Here is a 23216-nt window from a genome sequence, read left to right as displayed (position 1 = left end):
AAAGTAGTATAGCATAATGGCAATATACTTTACAGGGGTAAAAAGATTTGTTATAATAGTTTGAATGTTTGTGTAATGAAAGCTGGGGGTTTGATAGCAGCGCATAGATATGCGACGATTAGTGGGAAAAGGAGAAAACAAGCATGAAGGGTACTAAGAATAATATTTGGAAAGTATTTGCTATTAATTTGGGCAAGTCTATCCTGGGAATTTGCATTTTGATCGCCGTTGGATTTGGCAGTTACAAAATATCCTATCACTTCCTATCGAAAAATGCGACTAACGTGAATACGGATAAGGATAGTATTAAGGAGATCATTAAGGAGGCGAAGACAGAGGATATTTCTAAAAACTTAATCTATGTATGTAATGAAAAAGATCAGATCACACATATGATGGTTGAAATATGTAATACTAAGACGAATAATTTGGATTATGTTACAATACCAACAAAGAACGATTATACAATTCCGACAACAATGTATCGCAAACTATGTACTATAAGTGAGAATATTCCGCAGATCATGCGTATCAGCAAGCTGAAACAGTATTTTGCAGATGAACAGCAAGCGTATGGATACGGTTCGTTGATCGTGGAAAAGATGATCGGAACAAGTTTAAGCTATTATACGGTTTTGGATGAGGAAACATATAACAACCATTATCAGGAAGTCAAAGTAAAGGTTAGTTACAAAAAGACTGTGGATGTAGAACAGACCGCATCACCGGTTGCCTCTGCATCGCCGGAGCCATCCGGAGCCAAGACAAAGATGAAGATTTCTTGTGCCAGCGATGCGTATGTGCAGCAGCTTAAAGATCTGAATGGTGATGAATCGAAGATTGCGGATTTTATCAAATCACAGTATGATCGCGTGACTTCCAATCTGACAGTGACGAACAAGATTGGTTATATTCAAAGTTATGAGCAGATGAATGTGGACTATTTCCATTATTGGGGATGTCCGGGAAGCTACGATGGTAAGGTGTTTGTTGTAGATACAAAGGCTGCCAAGAAGTTTTTCAAAGGTCTGATCAATAACGAAGTGCCATATACAGCGGCTCAGGATCTTACGACAACGCAAAAAGCGACAACGTCGCCTGCAGCAAGCAGTAATACGACGCCAAAGCCAAAGAGCGGTAAGAAAGCAGTAAGTTCCAAAGGACTTAAGATAATTCTGCTCAACGGCAGTAAGATTGCCGGACTGGCCGGTAAGACACAGCAGAAATTACAGAAGAAGGGGTATACTGTACCTCAAGTAGGGGATTATACTAAAGAGACCTTGACACAGACAAAGATTATTGTTAAAGAAGATGGTCAAGGAGAGGATTTGAAGAAATATTTCAAAAATCCACAGGTAACCGTTGGTATGGTGGATCAAGGATATGATATCGAGATTATTCTGGGTACCGCTGATGCAAATCAGTAGCAAGGATGGTATAACGAAACGATGCACGCTTCAGTAAAAGTGCTGGATATTGACATTGATATGATGACAAATGATGTCTTTGTCCAGAAAATGAATGAATATCTTTCGGACGATAAGTTAGATGTGATATTATTTGCGTCGACGGAGCTGTTAGATAAGGCAATGGGGGAGGAGTCGTATCGTGAAGTGATCGAGCAGGCGGATTTGATCCTGCCTGGTGAGGAGGCACTGCTTAGTGCACATCATGTTGAAGTGCTGGAAGCTGGTGGAATGGTAGTCAGCTGTAAAAGCTTTGGCATTATGTTAGAAAATCTTCAGAAAAAAGATCAAAGCGTATATATAATAGGAAAGAGCAGCACGGAAGTAGAACAATTGGAAACTTGGTGCAAACGTATGCAGCCGGGGCTTCGATTATCAGGAAGTGTTGTGTATGATCCGGATATGGAGGCCGCAGCGCTGATCAATGAGATCAACAATCATACGCCGGATATTTTGTTGGTAGATTTAGAGACCGGGCCGCAGGAAATTTGGATCATGGAGCATTTGCCATTGCTGCATGCGCGTCTGTGCGTAGCGATCGGCGGTGTGGTGAGCTTGATCTTGGCTGAGGAAAAAGAAGCGCCGGAGTGGGTCAAGAAACTTCATTTGGAACCGCTGTATGAGAAACTGGTTCGCCAGCAATCGGTCAAAAAAGATGTTCAAGCACGTATATTTCGAAAGAAAGTTGTGCAATATAATAATAAATCAGATGAAAAAGATATTTGAAGTAAGAGAGGATAACCAATGATAGGTTATCCTCTTTTTGAATGAATTGGATTGGATGATCGAGGGGATGAGACGCAAGTATGTTTGGAAAACGATTTTGGTGGAGGGAATTACCGGCATTTGTCATTGGAACAGGTATGATGGCATTGGCGGTCAATATGGTATACAGTCCAATGGGGATGGTGCCGGGGGGCTTTTCAGGGCTTGCTATCCTGCTGTCGCATATGCTGTATGAATATGCCGGAATTCCGATGGCTGTTTGGAGCATAAATCTGTTGTTAAATATTCCGGTTTTTGTATGGGGAATTTTTGAAAAAGGGCATCGATTTATCATGAAATCATTCATTGCCAACCTCATATTTTCGGCAATGTTGTATGCGATACCGGAGCAGCCGGTGGCAGAGGGAGATTTTGTGATGGCTGCTATTGTTGGCGGTGTACTGACCGGCGCCGGTATTGGTCTGGTATTTGCAACAGGATATTCTACCGGTGGAACAGATCTGCTGGGGAGCCTGATCTGCACGTATTATCCGCATATCTCTGTGGCAAATGCGTTGTTTGTCATTGATTCAGTGATCATTGTTGCCGGAGCATTTTATTTTGGTATCGATAAGGCGATTTATGCAACAGCAGCCGTTTTTGTTTCTTCGAAGGTAATGGACGCAATCCTGTCCGGCATGACGCAAAGCAAACAGATCTTAGTTATTTCAAAGAAATGGCAGGATATAGCGGAGGAGATCATGACATCGTTAAATCGCGGAGTGACACAGATCAAAGCAAAGGGAGTGTATAGCGGACAGGAGCGCCCTGTGTTGCTGTGTGTCATAGGCAAAAGACAGACGGGACAGCTTCTGCAGGCGGTGCGAAAACATGACACGTCAGCATTTGTCATAATCACGGAAGCGAGAGAAGTTTTGGGTGAAGGATTTGATTCGACAGCTCTCGGCATGTCAGCAGATGGCAAAAAACTGTTCAAATTGCACAGAAAAACAACAAAAAAGCCGTAGATTTTTTGGCAAAAGCAATGAAAAAATCTCATTCTATACACTTTGCACAAAAAGCGAAAACTTTCTTTGGCAATTCGTGCCATGGTCAAAAAATTCTGTTTGGTGTATTATATTTTACAGGTTATGTGAGAGGAGTTATTCCCTTACAAGATAAATTAATTGACAAACAGGAGGACATATTAATGGCAAGTTTATCTTTGAAAAACATCTGCAAAACATATCCAAACGGATTCGTTGCAGTAAAGAATTTTAATCTGGACATCGCAGATAAGGAGTTCATCATCTTCGTAGGACCTTCAGGTTGTGGTAAATCTACTACACTTCGTATGATCGCTGGTTTGGAAGAGATCACAGAGGGTGAGCTTTGGATCGGTAATAACTTAGTAAATGATGTAGAGCCTAAGGATCGTGATATCGCAATGGTATTCCAGAACTACGCTCTGTATCCACATATGTCAGTATATGACAACATGGCATTCGGTCTGAAGTTAAGAAAGACTCCTAAGGAGAAGATCGATAAGTTAGTACATGATGCAGCAAGAATCCTTGACATCGAGCATTTGTTAGACCGTAAGCCAAAGGCTTTATCCGGTGGTCAGAGACAGCGTGTTGCCATGGGTCGTGCAATCGTTCGTAACCCTAAGGTATTCTTGATGGATGAGCCACTCTCCAACTTGGATGCAAAACTTCGTGTACAGATGCGTATCGAGATTTCTAAGATCCATCAGAGATTGGAAGCTACGATCATCTACGTAACACATGACCAGACAGAGGCTCTTACATTGGGTACTCGTATCGTTGTTATGAAAGATGGTGTAATGCAGCAGGTTGCTACTCCAATCGATCTTTATACAAAACCATGTAACTTGTTCGTAGCTGGTTTCATTGGTTCACCACAGATGAACTTCATCGACGCTGTAGCAATTCAGGAAGGCGAAGATGTTAAGCTTGCATTTGGTTCTTATGCAATTAAGCTTCCTGAGCAGAAAGCTGCCAGACTTGTTGAAGGTGGATACATTGGTAAAGAAGTCGTACTTGGTATTCGTCCAGAGGATATCAAAGATGAGGAGATCTTTGTTAACGGTGGATCTGACAATGTACTTGATGCAACTGTTAAGGTATACGAGATGCTTGGTGCAGAAGTATTCTTATACTTCACTGTCGAGGGATTCGATATCACAGTTCGTGTAAATCCTCGTACAACAGCTCGTCCTGGCGATACGATCAAGATTGCATTGGATCCTGCTAAGATTCATGTATTCGACAAAGAGACAGAGAGAACCATTACAAACTAGTCCTTAATGTTAGAAGATTTGTTAAAATTCTCATAATAAACTATCTAAGACAGGCATTGTATCTACAATGCCTGTTTTATTTACTTTTTACAAATTTCATGCTATAATTTAGTATATGTTATTGGGGATATTAGAAAGGGAAACTTTCTAAAGAACGGGTAAGTCGTTGCAGATAGATAGCACTTACTCGAGAAGCAGCGGAGGTAAATATGATTGCAAATCAGGTGTTGCAGACAAATATCGAAGGAATGAAGAATATTACGCGCGTAGATATTTGTGTAATGGATACGGAGGGGAAAGCGCTTGCCACTACGATAGATAATGTAGAGGAATATGAAGAGGCTGTAATGGCGTTCGTTAATTCGCCTGCAGATAGTCAGGTGCTTCAGGGATATCAATTTTTCAAGGTCTTTGATGATCACCAATTAGAATATGTAGTGTTAGCCAAGGGCGACAGCGACGATGTATATATGGTTGGTAAATTGGCGGCTTTTGAAATTCAAAATTTGCTGGTTGCCTACAAAGAGCGCTACGATAAAGATAATTTTATCAAGAACTTATTGTTGGATAATCTGTTGTTGGTTGATATTTACAATCGTGCGAAGAAGTTACATATCGAAGCATCTGTGCGCCGCGTTGTATTTTTGATCGAGACAAAGAATGAGAAGGACACCAACGCATTGGAGACGGTCAAAGGGTTATTTTCCAGCAAATCCAAGGACTTCATCACGCAGGTTGATGAAAAGAACATCATTGTCGTGAAGGAAGTGAAACCGAACGAAGATTATGATGATATGGAGAAAACTGCAAAAGTCATCTTAGATATGTTGAACACGGAAGCTATGACAATGGTGCACGTATCCTATGGCACGATGGTAAATGAGATCAAGGATGTGTCGCGTTCTTATAAAGAAGCTAAAATGGCGTTAGACGTTGGAAAGATTTTTTACAGCGACCGCAACGTCATTGCGTATAGCAGCTTAGGTATTGGCCGTTTGATCTATCAGCTTCCAATGCCGCTTTGTAAAATGTTTATCAAAGAAATATTTGGTGACAAATCGCCAGACGATTTTGACGAGGAGACCATTGCTACGATCAATAAATTCTTTGAGAACAGCTTGAATGTATCAGAGACTTCCAGACAGTTGTATATTCATCGTAATACGTTAGTGTATCGTTTGGATAAGCTGCAGAAGAGCACCGGACTTGATCTGCGTGTATTTGATGATGCGATTACTTTCAAGATTGCGCTGATGGTCGTGAAATATATGAAGTATATGGAAAATTTTGAATATTAATTAGTGAATGCATGTGGAAAGCCCTGGAAATGGTTATCATTTCTAGGGCTTTTTGGTATTTTGATCAAAATGTGTATTATTTACACATTCATATTGAAAAATGTGTATGCAGTGTGTATAATGTGATTAAAGGGGGGAAATATGAAACAAAGAGATCTTGTGAAAAAACTCAAAAATGCCGGATTTCACCTTGTCAGACATGGAGGAGACCATGATGTTTATCAAAGAGGGAATGATGAGGAAGTAATACCAAGGCATAAAGAGGTAAATGAGAGACTGGCAAAAGCAGTATTGAGAAAATGGGGATTAAAATAATCTCCCAGTCTCAATATAATGCATTTATTATATAAAGATGGAGGTTGAGCATATGAAAGTAGCATATCCGGTTATATTTACAGATGTAGATACAAATATATTGATTGAAGTGCCAGACTTAGGAATTTTGACAGAGTCAAACGAAGAAGGCAAGGCAAAAAGTTCCTTGGCAGATGCTATTATGATGGCAAGAGATGCGATTGGTATAAGTTGTATCGAGGCACAGGACGAGGGAAAAGAAATTTCAAAAGCCTCTAATATGACAGATGTTGATGTTTCCAAAGGTACATTTGGGGGAGAGGGCACAAGTGTTGTATCTTTAGTGGATGTTGATCTTGAAGTTTATCGACGAATGTTGGATAACAAAACAGTGCGTCGTAACGTAACATTACCTAATTGGTTAAATCAAGAAGCAGAGAGATCACATATTAATGTATCAAAGGTCTTACAAGAAGCACTCATGGCAAGGTTGGGAGTATCACGATAAGTATCACCTTGTTCTAAAATAAAAAGGGTCAATCGTCAAGGTGTACCTACATTCAATCGTTAGACTTCTAGGTCTAACTTTGGGGAGAGGGTATAATGCCTGTAGCGCAATACGACAAAATGTTGTATACTGATATTGTTTTTGTAGAGCAATTATGGGCAAAAGCATTAGATAAAGCACATAGAAAACATTAGCAGAAAGCATGCGTTCAAATGTACGCAGAAAAGAGGTATCATAGTGAGAAAAAGAGCAAAGAGGAAAGAGGAATGGACAGGACCGCTGATCTGTTTATCGGGGGTGGATGTTGTTTATAATACAGGAACAGAGGCATTGAAAAACTGTAACCTGAAAGTGGAAAAAGGTGAGTTTGTATTTGTAGTAGGAAGCAGTGGCTCTGGAAAGTCTACTTTGATCAAATCATTGCTCGGAGAGATCCCTCTACAGGCTGGTGAAATACAGGTGGGGGGCAATAGCCTCACAGAGATGAAACGCAAAAGAATGCCATATTATCGCCGTAAATTAGGTGTAGTATTTCAAGAGTTTCGTTTGCTGGATGATCGTAACGTGTTTGAAAATGTGGCATTGGCGCAACAGGTGATCGGCGTGGATAAGGACCGTATCGAAAAAAATGTGCGTGGTATGCTGCAATTGGTAGGTCTGCAGGATCGTGCGGACGTCTATCCGAGAGAATTGTCCGGTGGTGAGCAGCAGAGAGTTGCAATCGCGCGTGCAATGGTAAACCGTCCGTCGGTATTGCTGGCAGATGAGCCAACAGGAAATCTGGATCCACAAAATTCATGGGATATTATGGCGCTGTTGGAAGATATGAACCGGCTTGGTACGACGGTTATGGTCGTTACCCACAATAATGAGATCGTGAATCAAATGCAAAAGCGTGTTGTCACTCTTCACGAGGGCGTTATTATCAGCGATCAGATACAGGGAGGATATGTGCAATGAAAACACTAGGATACGGTATCAAACAAGGGTTCAAAAATATTGTACAAAATAAAATCTTCTCCTTAGTAGCGATTGGAACGATTGCAATCTGTCTGTTTTTACTGGGGTTGTTCTATGCGCTGCTTAGCAATTTCCAGCACATGATGTACAATGTGGAGAGTAATGTCGGTTTGACGGTGTTTTTTGACAGTGGGATCGAACCGGAAGAAATTGATTCGCTGGGAGAGCAGATCCGTAAGTTAGATGGCGTGGAGACGGTGGATTATATTTCTCCGACAGAAGCATGGAAAAAGTTTCAAAAAGAAATGTATCAGGGAAAAGAAAATTTGGAGGATACTTTTGGTGATGAAAATCCGTTGCAGGATTCAGCGTCGTTTGAGATCACTCTGACAAGAGTATCAAAGCAGGCGAAAGTGTCTAAGCAGATCAAGGAAATGAAGGGAATCCGTAAGGTAAACGGATCGAGCACTGTGGCAAAGAGCCTGAGCAGTGCTAATATGCTTGTTGCCTATGTATCGGCAACGATCATAGGATTGCTGTTGCTTGTCTCAGTGTTCCTGATCAATAATGCGGTCGCGACGGGTATCCGCGTGCGCAAGGATGAGATTTCGATCATCAAAATGATCGGTGCAACCGATGGTTTTATTCGTGCACCATTTTTGGTCGAGGGATTGGTTATTGGTTTGATTGGAGCGATCATTCCGATCATAGTATTGTGGGTATTGTACGAGAGAGTGATCCAATTTGTATTAGAACATTTTTCGGCATTGTCACAATGGCTAACCTTTGTGGCTCCATCGAAAGAGTTTGCAACCTTGATACCGATGTCGCTCTTAGTTGGAGTAGGAATTGGTTTTATCGGAAGTGCATTGTCAGTCAGAAAACATTTGCATGAGTAGCGAAAGCAGAAAGGCGGGGTGATTGCAGATGAGAAAGCGAAATAAATGGATCGCAGCAGGGGTTGGCCTGTGGCTTACAGGAGCGGTCTGCATTGGAAGCGGAGTATTTTTGGACAATCCGGGGGTTGCACTGACACGGGTAGTGCAGGCGGCAACACAGTCGGAAACAACGCAGGGGCAGATCGATGCAGCCAACAAGAAACGAGAGCAGCTTGAAAAGGAGCGGACGGAGTTAAAGGAAACTCTTTCGAGCAGTGAGAGCAAGAAGGGCAATATTTTACAGTATATTTCAACGTTGGACAAAAAGATGGACACGTTGACGGATAAGGTAAAGTCTAACGAAGAACAGATTCAGTTAGTGCAGTCTGACATCGATGAATTACTGCTTCAGGAGGCGCAGGCAACTGCAAAGATGTCTAGTCAGTATGAGACGATGAAAGAGCGCATAAAATATATGTATGAGGACGGTACTTCCGGGTATTTGGAGTTGTTAGCCGGATCCAGCAGTTTGTCTGAAATGTACAATCATCTCGAATATATCAGTAAGATCAGCGAATATGATCAGAAGATGTATGGAGAGTATGAGTCTACCAAGCAAAAACTTACCAAAACGAAGAAAAATAAGCAGGCAAAGAAAGATGAGTTAGTAGCAACGAAAGAGACGCTTTCTTTTGAAAAACAATCCGTGAAACAATTGATCAGTAAAAAGAAAGGGCAGTTGACAAAATACAACAATCTGATTGCAGATTCGGAATCTTCTATTAGCACGTATGATGCGAAGATTGCGGCACAGGAAAATCAAGTGGAGAGTTTGTTGGCGAAAAAACGCCAGGAAATTGCGGCAGAAGAAGCAGCACAAAAATCATCGCCTTCTGGCAAAGGTCCTAACGGCACTGATACGACCACAGATCAAACACCGTCTAGTAATGCGGTGAGCACATCAGGATTTATTTGGCCGTTAGCAACGGCAGGACGGATCAGCTGCGGTTTTGGCCCGAGAACGGCGCCGACAGCCGGAGCGAGCACGTATCACAAAGGAATTGATATTGCGACGCCGACCGGAACAATTGTGCGTGCAGCGAAGGCAGGAACCGTTGTGACAGCAACCTATTCCGCTTCAGCGGGTAATTTTGTGGCAATTTATCATGGAGATGGCGTTTATACATACTATATGCACAACTCTTCCCTGCGGGTATCTGTGGGAGAGAAAGTCACCAGAGGACAGACGATTGCATTGTCCGGCTCTACAGGAATCTCTACCGGACCGCACTTGCACTTTGCGGTATATGCGAATGGATCCTATGTGAACCCATTAAATTATGTATCAAGATAGTAAAAGAAATGGAGACAGAATGAAGCGATTTTTGAAAGGTTTTTTGTGTGGAATGCTTACCACATCGATGATGCTGGTGGTTGCGTTGACCATAGGTCAATTCGGTGGTTACATCGACCTCGGTGCAGCTTGGAATCGCACAGATCAAGATAGTACGATGAAGCGGGAAGTTAAACAAAAGGCTTCCACGATTGAGAAATATATTGATGCGTACTATTTGGATGACATCAATAAAGATAAGATGGAAAATTCTATATACAAAGGAATCGTGAATGGACTGGGAGATGATTATGCAGAATATTATACGGCAGAAGAATATGCGGAGATCATGGAGAAGACTAGTGGTACTTTCTATGGGATTGGCGCATATGTGACCCAAAATACGGACACAGGTGCGATAACGATCGTTAAGCCGATGAAAAACAGTCCGGCAGAAAAAGCGGGATTGAAAGCGGGAGATATTATTTATGCGATCAATGACGAGCGGGTTTCCGGCAAGGATCTTTCAGCGGTGTTAGCGCAGATCAAGGGTGAAGAGGGATCTAAAGTCAAGCTGACGATCGTCCGTTCCGGAGAAAATGATTACCTGACGCTTTCGGTGAAAAGAGCTAAAATTCAGGAAGACACGGTTTCCTATACTATGTTAAATGACAAGATTGGTTATATTCAGATCACGGGATTTGAAGAAGTGACGCCAAATCAGTTTTCCGCAGCAGTTAATGCCTTAGAAAAGGAAAAAATGGAGGCACTTATTTTAGATCTGCGTGATAATGGTGGAGGATTGCTCAAATCCGCAGTTTCGATGCTAGACCGTGTTATGTCTAAGGGGATGGTGGTTTATACCAAAGATAAACAAGGCGTTTCAGAGAAATTCTATGCGGAAGATGTTAAACATGTTTCTGTGCCGATGGCTGTGTTAGTCAATGGCAATTCGGCAAGTGCATCGGAAGTGTTTTCCGGGGCGCTGCAGGATAAAAAGAAAGCAAAATTGATCGGGACCAAGACGTTTGGTAAAGGGATTGTACAGACGATCTTTGACTTGCAGGATGGATCGGCGTTGAAAATGACAACGTCGAAATATTATACGCCGAGCGGCCGCAATATTCATGGAACCGGACTTGAGCCGGATATTAAAGTGGAATTGGATAAGTCGACGGTGGGGCAGAAGGATAAAAATGGGAAGCTTAAACCGGATAATCAGATGCAAAAGGCAATTGATTATCTGAAAGGTCAGATAAAAGGCTGACAAATAGCAATTAACTATCTGAAAGGTCAGATAAAAGGCTGGCAAACAGCAATTGACTATCTGAAAGGTCAGATAAAAGGCTGATAAATAGCGTATAACAGAATTGTGTACAGGACAAAGGAGGGGAACGCGTGGATCAAAAGCAGATACAGGATAAGCTGGAACGGATACAGCGGGAAGTCAATCAGGTGATCCGAGGTAAAGAAAACGTGGTAGAGCGGGTTCTTGCAGCGATCATCAGTGGCGGCCATATATTGATGGAAGATATTCCGGGCGTTGGCAAGACAACGCTTGCGACAACGTTTGCAAAAGCACTGTCCATGAACTATAAGCGTGTGCAGTTTACACCGGACGTTTTGCCAAGTGATATTCTGGGATTTTCGATGTATGACGCGGGGAGCCGGCAGTTTGTATACCGCCCCGGTGCCGTGTTTTGTAATCTGTTTTTGGCAGATGAGATCAATCGAACTTCTCCCAAAACACAGTCTGCTTTGCTTGAGGTTATGGAGGAGAATCATGCGACGGTAGATGGTGTAACCAGGCCGCTGCCGAATCCCTTTGTGGTCATCGCAACAGAAAATCCACTGGGATCATCAGGAACGCAGATGTTGCCGGAATCTCAGCTGGATCGTTTTATGATCTGTGTTTCAATGGGGTATCCGGAACATCAGGATGCTGTGGCGATATTGAAGGGCGAATCAGCCAATCTGTTATCCAAAGTTCAGCCGGTATTGTCAGCAGAAGAATTGTGTGCGCTTCGAAGCACATCGGAAACGATATTTGTGCATGACAGTATTTATGATTATATTGTAGATCTGGTGGAAGAGACTAGAAAAAATGATCTGTTTGAGATGGGAGCGAGTCCGCGTGCAACGATCGCATTGCTTCGTATCTCACGTGCGATGGCGATGATTGCCGGACGTGATTTCGTGACTGCCGCAGATGTACAAAAGGTATTGCGTGATGTGTTAGGGCATCGTGTGCGCCTGAGCGCCAGAACACGTGCGGAGCGTATTACGGTAGATCAGGCAATGGAACAGCTTGTGCAGACGGTGAAGGCACCACGGATGTGATAAAGCAATTCGGCGCATGGAGGATGAATGGGATGAATAGAGAAGGATCAAAGCGACATTGGAAACTATATCCGTTACGTATAGCGGGTTATGTTCTGCTGTTTGTCGTTATGGTCGTTCTCTATTTCTTTTTTAAGAGTTATGTTGTCGCATCATTAGTATGGCTGCTTGTTTTGCTGCCGGTCGTATCCATATGGTTGAACTGGAAAATGACCCCATATCTTACAGTGCGCATATCTGCCTTGCAGCCGAAAGTCATAGCAGGTGAAGAGAGCCGTTTTATGTGTAAACTGAGTAATGCGTTTCCGTGGGTTAGTTTACAATGCGAATTGCAGGGAACGCTTGGCAATACTTTGTATCACACAGAGGATCCGATCCGACTGTGTTTACCGGTACGCCTGCGTGGGGAAGAAGCCATGGAGTTACCGTTTAGATGCAAATATAGTGGCAATCTGCAATTTTGTATCCATACGCTCGCCATCAAGGATCTGCTCGGTTTTGTATCGGTGCAGCAGAAAATTTCTGAGGAGGCGGCGATCGCGGTAATGCCGCAGGAGACAGGAGAGGCATCAGAACAGAAAAGCGGTTTCCAGATGGGAATGAGTGAATTGGAAGAAAGTCAGGCAAAGGGAAATGACTTTGCTGAAATAACGGATGTCAGGGAGTATCGACCGGGAGACCGAATCAAGGACATTCACTGGAAACTTTCCGCTAAGAAAGAAACACTTATGGTCAAAGAGCGGACAAGCGTAGCACAGAGCCAAGTGGTATTGGTGCTTGATCTGTCCGGACAAAGGGACACAGTAGAAGAGGTTTTGGGGCTTGCTTACGGCTTAAGTAAGTTGTTCTTAAAAGAATATACACCGGTTCGTCTGCTCGTGTGGGATGCGTTAGAATATGATTTTATCGAAGTTTTGATCCAAAAGAGAGAAGAGATCGATACGCAGTTTATTTATTTGCTGCGGAGAGCTGTGGTGACGGACAATATCGAGCTGGCTAAAATGGTGCAGAGCTTGCGTCCGCAGTTGCAGGCATATGCAGTGATCGGCTTATACGAAGATGGTGTGCGCGGGGAGGTGATCTCTCATGGGTAATGGACGGCAGACGCTTCTGGATCGATTACGAAAAACATTTCGGATTGACTATGATGATGACTGCTTGGACAAGTGGGAAGGCATTGAGTTAGTTACGAAATCATTAGATCAACAGACGGAATCACGTATAGGTATGCTGCTTGTCAATGCGCTGCTGGTATTTTGTATTACAGCGGGTGGAATGGGAATCGTGTTGTCAGCGATCGACAGCGATTATCAGACTTGGATCGTAGAACTTGTAACTCTTGTGGCATCACTTTATGTGGCATTTTTGTATTACCGTAAATGGTGGGAAAATGTCGGATATATATTATTATTGGTCGTTGTATTCGCCGTTGGTTTTGGGATGCAAAGTTATGTGAGCAGCGGATTCTATAGTGTCATGAATGACCTGATGGAAAGCGTTTCAGAGTATTTTCAGTCTAATGCGACACGTAGTTACGGCGAAAAGATCGCCGATGCCAATTTGGCAGTGACTATAGCAATGAGTTATATTGCTGTGGCAGCAAGTGTTGTGGTAAATATATTCGTTTCCCGTAAAATGAGATACCGTTTCCTGATGCTGGTTGTTTTTGGCTTTCTGTTCCTGCCATTGTATGTGCATTTGGAACCGGATATGTTTTATGTTGTGCAATTTTTTGTGGGTGTTGTCGTGACGGTGGCGATTGCTAAAAATGGCGATTATAAGCAGGCAGCAGACAATGTCCGATACAAACAGGATGAGGAACGTATCGTTTATCAGTCTGCCTATCGAGTGAAATTGCAGGCGGGAGCGTGTCTGCTCGCAGTTGTTGCGATTGGTGCAGTGCTGTTTTCTTTGCTTGTTCCATCGAAGGATTATCACAACAGACATCCCGATTCCGCATGGAAACAGAGCACAAAAGATGCCATGCAGAATGTCGCAGTGCTCGGAATTGCCGGATTATTTAATTTTTATGATAATACCGGCGGTCTGACCAGTGGTAAGTTAGGCGGCGTCAGTGCAGTGCGACTGGATTATGACACAGATCTTCGGGTCACATTTGTACCGCAAAATGAAAACCGATTTTATTTGCGCCGTTTTATTGGACAGGATTATTTATATGGCATGAATCGCTGGGAATCTGCCAAAGCAATTTATATGCGGACGGAGCAGCGTGCCAAGACTGCGTTTGAGAAAAATATAACCGGCAGTGCACATGGAATCGTCAAAGTTGATAATGTGGCAGCAGATCCGGGATTGTATATGCCGTATTACAGTCTTCAGTCGGATCTGGTAACATCGCCCGGTCGCAGCCAGATATATGATTATTATACGTATTCCGGTTTGGATCGGGATTGTAAACTTCAGACAGAATCGATATCGAATTGGCTTACGGTGCCGGATTCAAGCAAGGCTGTTTTGGATGAGTTTTGCAAGGAAGCGGATTTGACGGGAACCGTTGCTGAGATCGTGCAGAAGCTGGCAGCGTATTATCAGGATAATATACCGTATACGTATCAGCCGGGTATAACGCCTTATGGTCAAGACTTCGTTTCGTATTTTTTGAAAAAGAATCGTAGAGGATACTGTGCGCATTTTGCCAGTGCAGCGACGCTGCTTTTACGTAACTGTGGTATTCCGGCTCGTTATGTGGAAGGCTATGCGATCGATCCGGAAGATATCGGTGAGAACGGTAAGATCCTTACCGATCAGAAGGTATCTGATTACTATCAGGGTTACCGCGAACTTACAGATACCGGAGTTGTGCAGGTAGATGTCACGGATGCAAATGCACATGCTTGGGTTGAAATTTACGATCACCATAAAGGCTGGTATGTAGTAGATATTACACCGGCATCGGATCAGGAAGAGGCGGATGTCAGTCTTTGGAATGCGTTTATGCGTCTTTTTCGTAACCGGGGTAATGGAACTGCGCAGAGTAATACCGGTGGTACCGGTGCGACAGGAACAGCAGATGCAGTAGAGGCGGTAAAAAGAACCGGTAAAGTTTCCCTTGGGGTGCTTGCATTGTTGCTGCTTATTTTTGTGATCACGCTTGCTGTCCGCCAGATGATTCGCATACTTCGGTGCAGTATTGCATATCACCGTGCGGATACGAATGACAGGCTGATTGCAGATTATCAAAGATATGTCCGTAAAATAGGGCACAAATATCCGGCATTTCAGAAACAAACAAATTATGAAACACAGATTGCATGGCTTCGTAAGCAGCGGTTATTAGTGATATCCGGAGAGGAGCGAGATCGTGTGCTGCGGATCTTGGAGCAAGCAGGCTTTGGTCATACACAGATCAGCGATGCTGATGCAGAACTGGTGCGTGGGTTGTTGACACGTAGAACGTAAACCTTTAGAATAGAATGATGTGCCCACATAATAGTATAGGGCGAAATGGAACAAGGAAAGGATGAAAAAATGAACAAAAAAAGAGCAAATTTTACCGGCACGATCGGCTTTGTTATGGCTGCTGCAGGAAGTGCCGTGGGGTTAGGAAACATATGGCGGTTTCCTTATTTAGCGGCAAAGGATCATGGAGGTGTGTTTATTTTATGCTACTTGATCTTAGCAGTGACATTTGGTTTTACGTTATTGACAACAGAGATCGCTATTGGACGTAAAACGGGACGGAGTCCTCTTACTGCTTATGCAGCGATTCAGCCTAAGTGGAAAGGTCTTGGTGTTTTGGCATGTCTTGTACCAATTATCATCTTGCCATATTATTGCGTGATCGGTGGATGGGTTGTAAAATATTTCGCAACATTTGTCACCGGTGCAGGATCAGCGGCAGCGGGCGATGATTATTTTGTGGGATTTATTCAAGGACAATATCAACCGATCATCTGGATGTTTATTTTCTTTTTAATGACAGCGTTCGTTGTGTTTAATGGCGTGAATAAGGGAATTGAAAAATACAGTAAGATCCTGATGCCAATTTTATTACTTTTGATTATCGGCATTGGATTGTATTCGCTGACGATCAAACATACAGATGCGAGTGGTGTTACCAGAACCGGTCTGCAGGGATTGAAAGTATATTTAATTCCTAATTTTAAGGGAATGACCGGTAAAGAATTTTTTGTTATTCTGATGGATGCAATGGGACAGCTTTTCTTCTCGATCAGCGTGGCGATGGGAATCATGGTTGCATACGGCTCGTATGTTAAGAAAGACGTCAATTTGATGAAATCGATCAATCAGATCGAAATTTTTGATACTTTGGTAGCGATGCTTGCCGGACTTATGATCGTGCCTGCTGTATTTGTATTTATGGGGACAGAAGGAATGAGCGCCGGACCCGGTCTGATGTTTGATTCTTTGCCAAAGGTATTCCAGGCAATGGGCAAAGCCGGAACGGTTGTCGGAGTGCTGTTCTTCCTGATGGTTATTTTTGCGGCAGTAACTTCATCGGTATCTGTTATGGAAGCAATCGTTTCCAGTTTGATGGATGCGTTTCACTGGACCAGACATAAAAGTACATCTGTTGTGGCAACATATGGGGTCATAGGCGGTGTCGTTGTTTGTCTTGGATATAACAAGTTATATTTCGAGCTGCCACTGCCAAATGGATCGACCGGACAGATACTGGATATATTGGATTATATCAGTAACTATTGCTTTATGCCGACGGTGGCGCTTCTCACATGCATTTTGATCGGTTGGGTTGTGAAACCTAAGACGGTCATTGATGAGGTAACTGTTAACGGAGAACGTTTTGGCAGAAAATATCTGTATATTGCGATGATCAAAGGGATTGCACCAATTCTGCTATTTGCATTATTATTACAGTCATTAGGCTTGATTCAGCTGTAGTAGTATTCGCAGATAATGGACCATGGGATGTATTTTTCATTGCAGATACATACTGTGAGAACTCCTTGACATAACAGGTTTGTGAACAATATTACATGATAGAAATGGAATAAAAAATGAGTAAAAACAGAGAAACTTTTGCATCCCGCCTTGGCTTTATATTAGTATCTGCAGGATGTGCGGTGGGACTGGGAAATGTATGGAAGTTTCCGTACGTATGCGGAAATAATGGAGGAGCAATCTTTATTTTGATCTACTTGGTCTGCTTATTTGCTCTTGGATTTCCAATTTTAGTATGCGAGTTTGCAATCGGTCGCGGCAGTGGTGCGAGCATTGGAACAGCATTGCGTAAATTGAGCGGTGGCAAAGGAAGATGGCATCAGTTTCGTTGGTATGGACTGTGCGGTAATTATCTGCTAATGATGTTTTATACAGTGGTAGCGGGCTGGATGATCTATTATGTTGGCGTTTGTGCCAAGGGGACACTACGTCAGGCGAATGTCAAAGAAATCGAACAGTATTATCAGAGCTTTATGCAGACACCAGGCAAAATGATGTTTTTTATGTTATTAGTAGTTGCCTTGTGTATTGGTGTGTGCGCACTGGGCTTACAGAATGGTATTGAAAATATTACAAAGAAAATGATGTTAGCATTGATCGTATTGATGGCTGTTATGGCAGTCAATTCAGTCATGTTAAAAGGAAGCAGTAAAGGCCTTTCTTTTTATTTGATCCCGAACCTCGAAAATGTGAAGAAACGTGGATTGGGAAATGTCATCTTTGATGCGATGACGCAGGCGTTTTTCACGTTGAGTGTTGGAATGGGTTCGATGGAGATCTTCGGCAGTTATTTGGGCAAAGAACGTAAGCTGACCGGAGAGGCGATCAATGTATTGGTGTTAGATACACTGATCGCATTTGTTGCAGGAATTATTGTGATCCCGGCGTGTATTTCTTTTGGAATCCGCCCGGATGCAGGACCATCACTGCTGTTTATCACACTGCCAAATGTATTTAACCATATGCCAAGTGGAACATTGTGGGGAATGCTTTTCTTTGTATTTATGTCCTTTGCGGCATTATCCACAGTGATCGCAGTGTTTGAAAATATCATCAGCATGAGCATGGACGTGTTTGGCTGGGAGCGTCGGAAAGCGTTAACGGTCAATTTAGTCGGCATTGCAGTATTATCCATGCCAACTGTACTTGGATTTAATGTATGGTCTGGTGTCCAGTTATTTGGACCGGGATCAACGATCATGGATGTTGAAGATTTTGTGGTATCCAGTAATATTCTTCCACTTGGAAGTCTGTTATTTGTACTGTTTTGTACGAAAAAAAGCGGTTGGGGATTTGAACAATTTTTGGAAGAGACCAATACAGGAGTAGGTACAAATTTTCCAAAATTTCTTCGCAGTTATATGCGGTATGTATTGCCGATGATCGTTTTAGTCATTTATTTTAAGGGATATTATGATAAATTTAAGGACAGTTCACCGGTAATCTTCGGTGTATGGATGATGATCGCTATTGCCTTTGCAGTGTACATTCTTTATCTGTCACGAGATAAAAAGTAAAATAGCCATTGTTAGATGGATATCATAGGCGACTTTGTGAGCTTGTGAGTTGGATAACAAGGTTCATTAATGTATGATACTATCAATATAAAGAAAGCCCGACAGGAATGCTTGCGGTACCGCCAAAAACGTTTCGCTTTTTGGTTTGATACACGGCATGATTTCTGTCGGGCATTTTTTGTTTTAATTGATAGGAAAATGCTCGTAACGTGGAGGGAAGCCAACAAGAATTGCTTTAGCAATTCTTGCAAAGCGCTGGCTTTGCTCTTTTATATTGTTACGTAGTTACACAATTTGCATTCCCAAATGTTGTCATTAAACATGCAATTTCTTGAGGAATGCTTTCGTGCGCTCGTTTTTCGGATGGTCAATGACATCTTCCGGTTTGCCGTTTTCAACGACCAGACCGCCATCCATAAAGATGACACGATCTGAGACCGCTCTGGCAAAGTCAATTTCATGCGTTACAATAACCATTGTCATTTTTTCGGAAGCAAGCTGCTTCAATAATCGGAGAACTTCTGCGGTGATCTCCGGATCGAGAGAAGAGGTTGGCTCATCAAAATACATGATCTTTGGATGTAATGCGAGAGCACGTGCAATCGCAACACGCTGCTGCTGTCCGCCGGACAGTTCGCAAGGATAAGCGTCTGATTTGTCTGACAAACCAACTTTTGTCAACAGGTCATATGCCTCAGAAATCACTTCATCCTTATCGGTCCTTTTCTGAACCTTAAGTGGTGCATGATAGACGTTTTTTAATACTGAAAAATGTGGAAACAGGTTGAAATTCTGAAAGACCAATCCAAAATTGGATTGTGCTTCCAAAATGTCACTGCGTTTTGGATAAATGGTATGATCGCCTTCTGTCGTTACCACACTTTTCCCGTTGTATGCGATCTCGCCGCTGTCAATCGTTTCCAGAAATGTCGCACAGCGAAGCAGTGTGGATTTACCGGAACCGGACGGGCCAAGGATTGAAACAACTTCGCCGGGAGAGATCTGCAGATCGATATCCTGCAATACGATCTTACCGTCAAAGCTTTTTTTGATATGTTTCATGTCTAATATATTCATAAAGCTTAGTTTCCTTTCTTAATGATAGTAATTCAATTTATTTTCCAGTGTTTCCATGACGTATGCTACTACGAAGTTAAAGACGTAATAAAATACGCCGGCGATAAACAGCGGCAGCAGTGAGGTTTGAGAAGCTGCGATCTGTTTTGCCAAGGTAAACATTTCTGTATATGCCAGTGCAAACGCCAATGAAGTATCTTTGACCAAGGTAATGATTTCGTTCGTGACCGGAGGCAGTACACGTTTGACCATCTGTGGGAACAGAATGTATCCGAATGTCTGCAGACGATTGTAACCCATGACAGTGGCAGCCTCACGCTGACCGATCGGGATACCTTGGAATCCGGCACGGTAGATCTCGGCAAAATATGCGGCGTAGTTCAAGGAAAATCCGATGATCACTGCCAAGAAGCGGTACGAATACGGTGTATGTATGTGGAACGCATAATACGGTGCAAAGAATACAACCAATAGCTGCAGCATCAATGGGGTACCACGCATGATCGAAATGTAGATCTTTGCAATATACTGCAGCAGCTTCCAGTGTGACATACGGATCAGACAAACAAGCAGTCCCAATGGAATTGAGAACAAAATTGTCAGGAAAAAGATCAATAATGTCGAGATCATACCTTTGCGCAGCTGTTTTGCAATCTGTGCAGCGGATAATTTCTTGACTTTATTTTTAGAGCCCTTGGTTTGTGACTGTTTGTCCGGAGCCGGAGTCACCTTTGTTAATTTGCTGGTATCAATGGTTGGCACTGCACCGCCATCGATGTATGTTTTGTCGTCAAAGCTGAGGCAGAGACTTTTGCTCAAGCCCCATTCTTTGGCTATATTTTCTAATGTGCCATCGTATAACATTTCTAATAATGTCGTCTGTACTTTATCACGAAGTGTGGTGTTTCCTTTCTTAAAACCGATGGCATACTGTTCTGCAGAAAGCGAATCATCGAGAATACGGAATTCATCGGATTTGGCAGACATTTGATAGACTGCAACACCATAGTCCATCGCAATGGCGTCAACCATGCCACTTTCCAAATTCATAAATGCAGAGTTGTAGTCGCCAACCTGCTGCAGCTCTTTGAGAGAATCTGCAATCTGGCGGTTAGCTTGTGTAGCATCGTCTCCCGTCAAAGCAGCAAGTGCAGAAGAATCGCTTTGTACGACCAAAACCTTTCCCTTGAGATCGGCAGGCTTTTTAATAGAAGAGTCCTTGCGGACAATGACTACCTGATAGTTGTTTAGATAAGGAGTTGACCAAGTGTAGCTTTTCTCTCGTCCATTCATCGTAAAACCATTCCAAATACAAGAAATCGCACCGGAAGTTAATTCAGAATCTTTGGAATCCCATGAAATAGGGCGCTTGATCAGCTTCCAATCATTTCGTTTGCAGACTTCCTCTGCCAAACTCAGATCAAAACCGATGTAGTCTCCGCTTTCGTCCAAGTAACCATATGGTGGGAACTCGGCATCAAATCCAACGATAAATTCTGTTTGTTCTTTTGCATAGGCCTTGTTTGTGCTGCAATAGAGAGAGCACACCAGCAACAAAAGAAAACAACCTGTTGCAATAGCAAGTTTTTTCATTTTGTTCATATATTCCTCTTTTCCGTGCACGTATTTAGTGCTGTTGAGATAATACTTTGGTTTGCCTGTTGGCAGCGCTTTCGTGCACACAAGCGCAGTACATTCCTATTTTACCACAAATTGCAATACGGTAGGGATTATTTTTGAGAAAAAGTTTACCGGAGCTGTGAGGCAGTTTATGCGCTGTTCTGTTTGCGGATCAGTGGCGCTATTTTGAGAAAAAGTTTGTCGGAGCTGTGAGGCAGTTAATGTGCTGTTCTGTTTGCGGATCAGTGGCGCTATTTTGAAAAAAAGTTTGCCGGAGACATGAGGCAGTTAATGTGCTGGTTGAGGAACGGTGATTGTTTTGCTTAAGTGAAAAGTTTATCTCCACTTTGAGAAAGATAATTGATGAAGTGGCATTTGCCCTTGCAGAAAGGGGGAATTCAATAGATAAGTGAATAAAATTGCTTGACTTTAAAGGTTACTCGTAATATAATAGGTCAGTGTGGCGTGTGTCAGGAACACCAAAGCCCCGGTGACCGACATAATAAGCGCTTCGACAGATAACAAAGCGGTTCGGACATTCCGCATTTGTTGCAGACGAAAAAGAGTATAGTTGAGAATTTAGTTAGGAGGTACTGGGATGAAAAGTTTTATGGCAAACCCATCCACGGTTGAGAGAAAATGGTATGTAGTTGACGCTACAGGACATACATTAGGACGCCTCGCATCAGAGGTTGCAAATGTATTAAGAGGTAAAAATAAGCCGATTTATACACCGCATATCGACACAGGTGATTACGTGATCATTGTTAATGCGGACAAGATTAAAGTAACAGGTAAGAAGTTAGAGCAGAAGATTTATTATCATCATTCAGATTATGTTGGTGGAATGAAAGAGACTACTCTGAAAGAGATGTTAGCTAAGAAGCCTGAGTATGTTATTACACATGCTGTAAAGGGAATGCTTCCAAAGGGAACATTAGGACGTCAGATGCTTAAGAAGCTTCATGTATATGCTGGTCCAGAGCATGAGCAGACAGCACAGAAGCCGGAAGTATTAGAAATCGTAGAGAGAGCTAACTAAGAGAGGAGGAAATCATCGTGGCAAACACAAAGTTTTATGGAACAGGAAGAAGAAAAAGCAGTATTGCTAGAGTATATTTAGTACCTGGAACAGGTAAGATCACTGTAAACAAAAGAGATATGGATGAGTACTTCGGTCTTGATACATTGAAGATCATCGCTCGTCAGCCACTTGAGGCAACAAACACTGCTGATAAGTATGATGTAAAAGTTACCGTTCGTGGTGGTGGATTTACAGGACAGGCAGGCGCTATCCGTCATGGTATCGCAAGAGCACTTTTGACAGTAGACGCTGACTTCCGTCCGGTACTTAAGAAAGCTGGTTACTTAACTCGTGACCCTCGTATGAAAGAGCGTAAGAAATACGGTCTTAAGAAAGCTCGTAGAGCTCCACAGTTTAGCAAGCGTTAATCAAAAGAGACGTACTTGCGTACAAAGTTGTATATATCAAATACCGAGAACAATAATGTTCTCGGTATTTTTCTATCTTTTTTGTCTTGAGAATCTATGATCAATGGAGAGTCTAAAGTTTCCCTGAAAAATGAAATTGAATTGAAATTCTGAGATTTTCCTGAAAAAAGAAATTGAATTGAAATTCTGAGATTTTTCTGAAAAAGAGAAATATAACGGAAAATCAAGGATATTCTTATAAAAGTTAAATTTTATGATGCATTTGCAAGTTTGAAGTCTAGAATTCTTTTTTTCAACCTATAGAGTGCACATATTATAAAAAATAACAAAACAGTGGATGGAAATTCAAGGATTTCATGCTAGTTACTCCCTCTAAAAATCACGGAAAATCCAATAATAGAGATGTTGTCGATGGATGTAACTAAAAAGACAAGCTGAAAATGATGGAACTATCAAAGCAGTCACCCAATAAGGCAATAAAGCAAGCTGGAATCGCCAAAA

Annotated in this window: 20 protein-coding genes and 1 pseudogene; 18 read left to right on the top strand and 3 right to left on the bottom strand. The window is 42.4% G+C overall.

Annotated features, from left to right (window positions below):
* The first annotated feature begins 143 nt into the window (after positions 1 to 143).
* The 16 genes from DXB73_RS12115 (at position 144) to DXB73_RS12040 (ending at position 18566) form a co-directional block, all read left to right on the top strand.
* Positions 144 to 1427, top strand: a complete 1284-nt coding sequence (locus DXB73_RS12115) for a LytR C-terminal domain-containing protein (RefSeq protein WP_022024701.1) — start codon at positions 144 to 146, stop codon at positions 1425 to 1427.
* A gap of 21 nt (positions 1428 to 1448) precedes the next feature.
* Entirely contained in the window at positions 1449 to 2192 is a 744-nt protein-coding gene (locus tag DXB73_RS12110) for a WecB/TagA/CpsF family glycosyltransferase (protein ID WP_118508054.1), read from the top strand.
* Between the two features lie 80 nt (positions 2193 to 2272).
* Positions 2273 to 3199, top strand: coding sequence for a YitT family protein (locus DXB73_RS12105; RefSeq protein WP_118691313.1), 927 nt, complete (start codon positions 2273 to 2275; stop codon positions 3197 to 3199).
* 182 nt (positions 3200 to 3381) lie between these two features.
* On the top strand, positions 3382 to 4494 hold the full coding sequence (ugpC, locus tag DXB73_RS12100; protein WP_118691312.1) for a sn-glycerol-3-phosphate ABC transporter ATP-binding protein UgpC: 1113 nt from the start codon (positions 3382 to 3384) through the stop codon (positions 4492 to 4494).
* Positions 4495 to 4703: 209 nt separating this feature from the next.
* Positions 4704 to 5792, top strand: coding sequence for a helix-turn-helix domain-containing protein (locus DXB73_RS12095; protein WP_022024697.1), 1089 nt, complete (start codon positions 4704 to 4706; stop codon positions 5790 to 5792).
* Positions 5793 to 5933: 141 nt separating this feature from the next.
* Positions 5934 to 6107, top strand: coding sequence for a type II toxin-antitoxin system HicA family toxin (locus tag DXB73_RS12090; protein WP_118691311.1), 174 nt, complete (start codon positions 5934 to 5936; stop codon positions 6105 to 6107).
* A gap of 52 nt (positions 6108 to 6159) precedes the next feature.
* Positions 6160 to 6594: a type II toxin-antitoxin system HicB family antitoxin gene (locus DXB73_RS12085; protein ID WP_118691310.1), complete on the top strand. Its 435-nt coding sequence runs from the start codon at positions 6160 to 6162 to the stop codon at positions 6592 to 6594.
* A 279-nt stretch (positions 6595 to 6873) separates the two neighbouring features.
* Complete coding sequence (gene ftsE, locus DXB73_RS12080) at positions 6874 to 7554, top strand: cell division ATP-binding protein FtsE (protein WP_118507781.1); 681 nt, start codon at positions 6874 to 6876, stop codon at positions 7552 to 7554.
* Positions 7551 to 8453: a permease-like cell division protein FtsX gene (gene ftsX, locus DXB73_RS12075; RefSeq protein WP_118691309.1), complete on the top strand. Its 903-nt coding sequence runs from the start codon at positions 7551 to 7553 to the stop codon at positions 8451 to 8453. Before ftsE ends, ftsX begins: the two co-directional genes overlap by 4 nt.
* Positions 8454 to 8481: 28 nt before the next feature.
* Complete coding sequence (locus tag DXB73_RS15095; RefSeq protein ID WP_279221309.1) at positions 8482 to 9786, top strand: peptidoglycan DD-metalloendopeptidase family protein; 1305 nt, start codon at positions 8482 to 8484, stop codon at positions 9784 to 9786.
* A 19-nt stretch (positions 9787 to 9805) separates the two neighbouring features.
* The gene (locus DXB73_RS12065; protein WP_182448335.1) at positions 9806 to 11032 is read left to right on the top strand and encodes a S41 family peptidase; all 1227 of its coding nucleotides are present in this window, start codon (positions 9806 to 9808) and stop codon (positions 11030 to 11032) included.
* Between the two features lie 131 nt (positions 11033 to 11163).
* Positions 11164 to 12105: a MoxR family ATPase gene (locus DXB73_RS12060; protein WP_243104121.1), complete on the top strand. Its 942-nt coding sequence runs from the start codon at positions 11164 to 11166 to the stop codon at positions 12103 to 12105.
* 32 nt (positions 12106 to 12137) lie between these two features.
* Positions 12138 to 13199: a DUF58 domain-containing protein gene (locus DXB73_RS12055; RefSeq protein WP_182448336.1), complete on the top strand. Its 1062-nt coding sequence runs from the start codon at positions 12138 to 12140 to the stop codon at positions 13197 to 13199.
* Positions 13192 to 15525, top strand: coding sequence for a transglutaminase-like domain-containing protein (locus tag DXB73_RS12050; RefSeq protein WP_118691306.1), 2334 nt, complete (start codon positions 13192 to 13194; stop codon positions 15523 to 15525). The genes DXB73_RS12055 and DXB73_RS12050 overlap by 8 nt, the downstream gene beginning before the upstream one ends.
* A 69-nt stretch (positions 15526 to 15594) precedes the next feature.
* Entirely contained in the window at positions 15595 to 16989 is a 1395-nt protein-coding gene (locus tag DXB73_RS12045) for a sodium-dependent transporter (RefSeq protein WP_118691305.1), read from the top strand.
* 116 nt (positions 16990 to 17105) lie between these two features.
* Complete coding sequence (locus DXB73_RS12040) at positions 17106 to 18566, top strand: sodium-dependent transporter (RefSeq protein ID WP_118691304.1); 1461 nt, start codon at positions 17106 to 17108, stop codon at positions 18564 to 18566.
* A 315-nt stretch (positions 18567 to 18881) separates the two neighbouring features.
* On the opposite strand, the gene DXB73_RS12035 is transcribed toward DXB73_RS12040, so the two are convergent.
* The 3 genes and pseudogenes from DXB73_RS12035 to DXB73_RS14965 all read right to left on the bottom strand — a co-directional run.
* Entirely contained in the window at positions 18882 to 19643 is a 762-nt protein-coding gene (locus tag DXB73_RS12035; RefSeq protein WP_118691303.1) for an amino acid ABC transporter ATP-binding protein, read from the bottom strand.
* 18 nt (positions 19644 to 19661) lie between these two features.
* The gene (locus DXB73_RS14970) at positions 19662 to 20297 is read right to left on the bottom strand and encodes an amino acid ABC transporter permease (RefSeq protein ID WP_279221310.1); all 636 of its coding nucleotides are present in this window, start codon (positions 20295 to 20297) and stop codon (positions 19662 to 19664) included.
* Positions 20298 to 20474: 177 nt separating this feature from the next.
* Positions 20475 to 21236, bottom strand: a pseudogene (locus DXB73_RS14965) (amino acid ABC transporter substrate-binding protein); the annotation flags it as partial.
* Positions 21237 to 21861: 625 nt separating this feature from the next.
* Between DXB73_RS14965 and rplM the strand changes: the two are divergent.
* Both rplM and rpsI read left to right on the top strand, forming a co-directional pair.
* Complete coding sequence (rplM, locus tag DXB73_RS12025; protein ID WP_022024066.1) at positions 21862 to 22305, top strand: 50S ribosomal protein L13; 444 nt, start codon at positions 21862 to 21864, stop codon at positions 22303 to 22305.
* Positions 22306 to 22322: 17 nt separating this feature from the next.
* Positions 22323 to 22715, top strand: a complete 393-nt coding sequence (gene rpsI, locus DXB73_RS12020) for a 30S ribosomal protein S9 (RefSeq protein WP_022024067.1) — start codon at positions 22323 to 22325, stop codon at positions 22713 to 22715.
* The last annotated feature ends 501 nt before the right edge of the window (positions 22716 to 23216 follow it).

It is taken from the genome of Clostridium sp. OM05-6BH (assembly GCF_003481635.1).
GTDB lineage: Bacteria > Bacillota > Clostridia > Lachnospirales > Lachnospiraceae > Butyribacter.
This window is presented reverse-complemented; position numbering and strand designations above follow the sequence as displayed.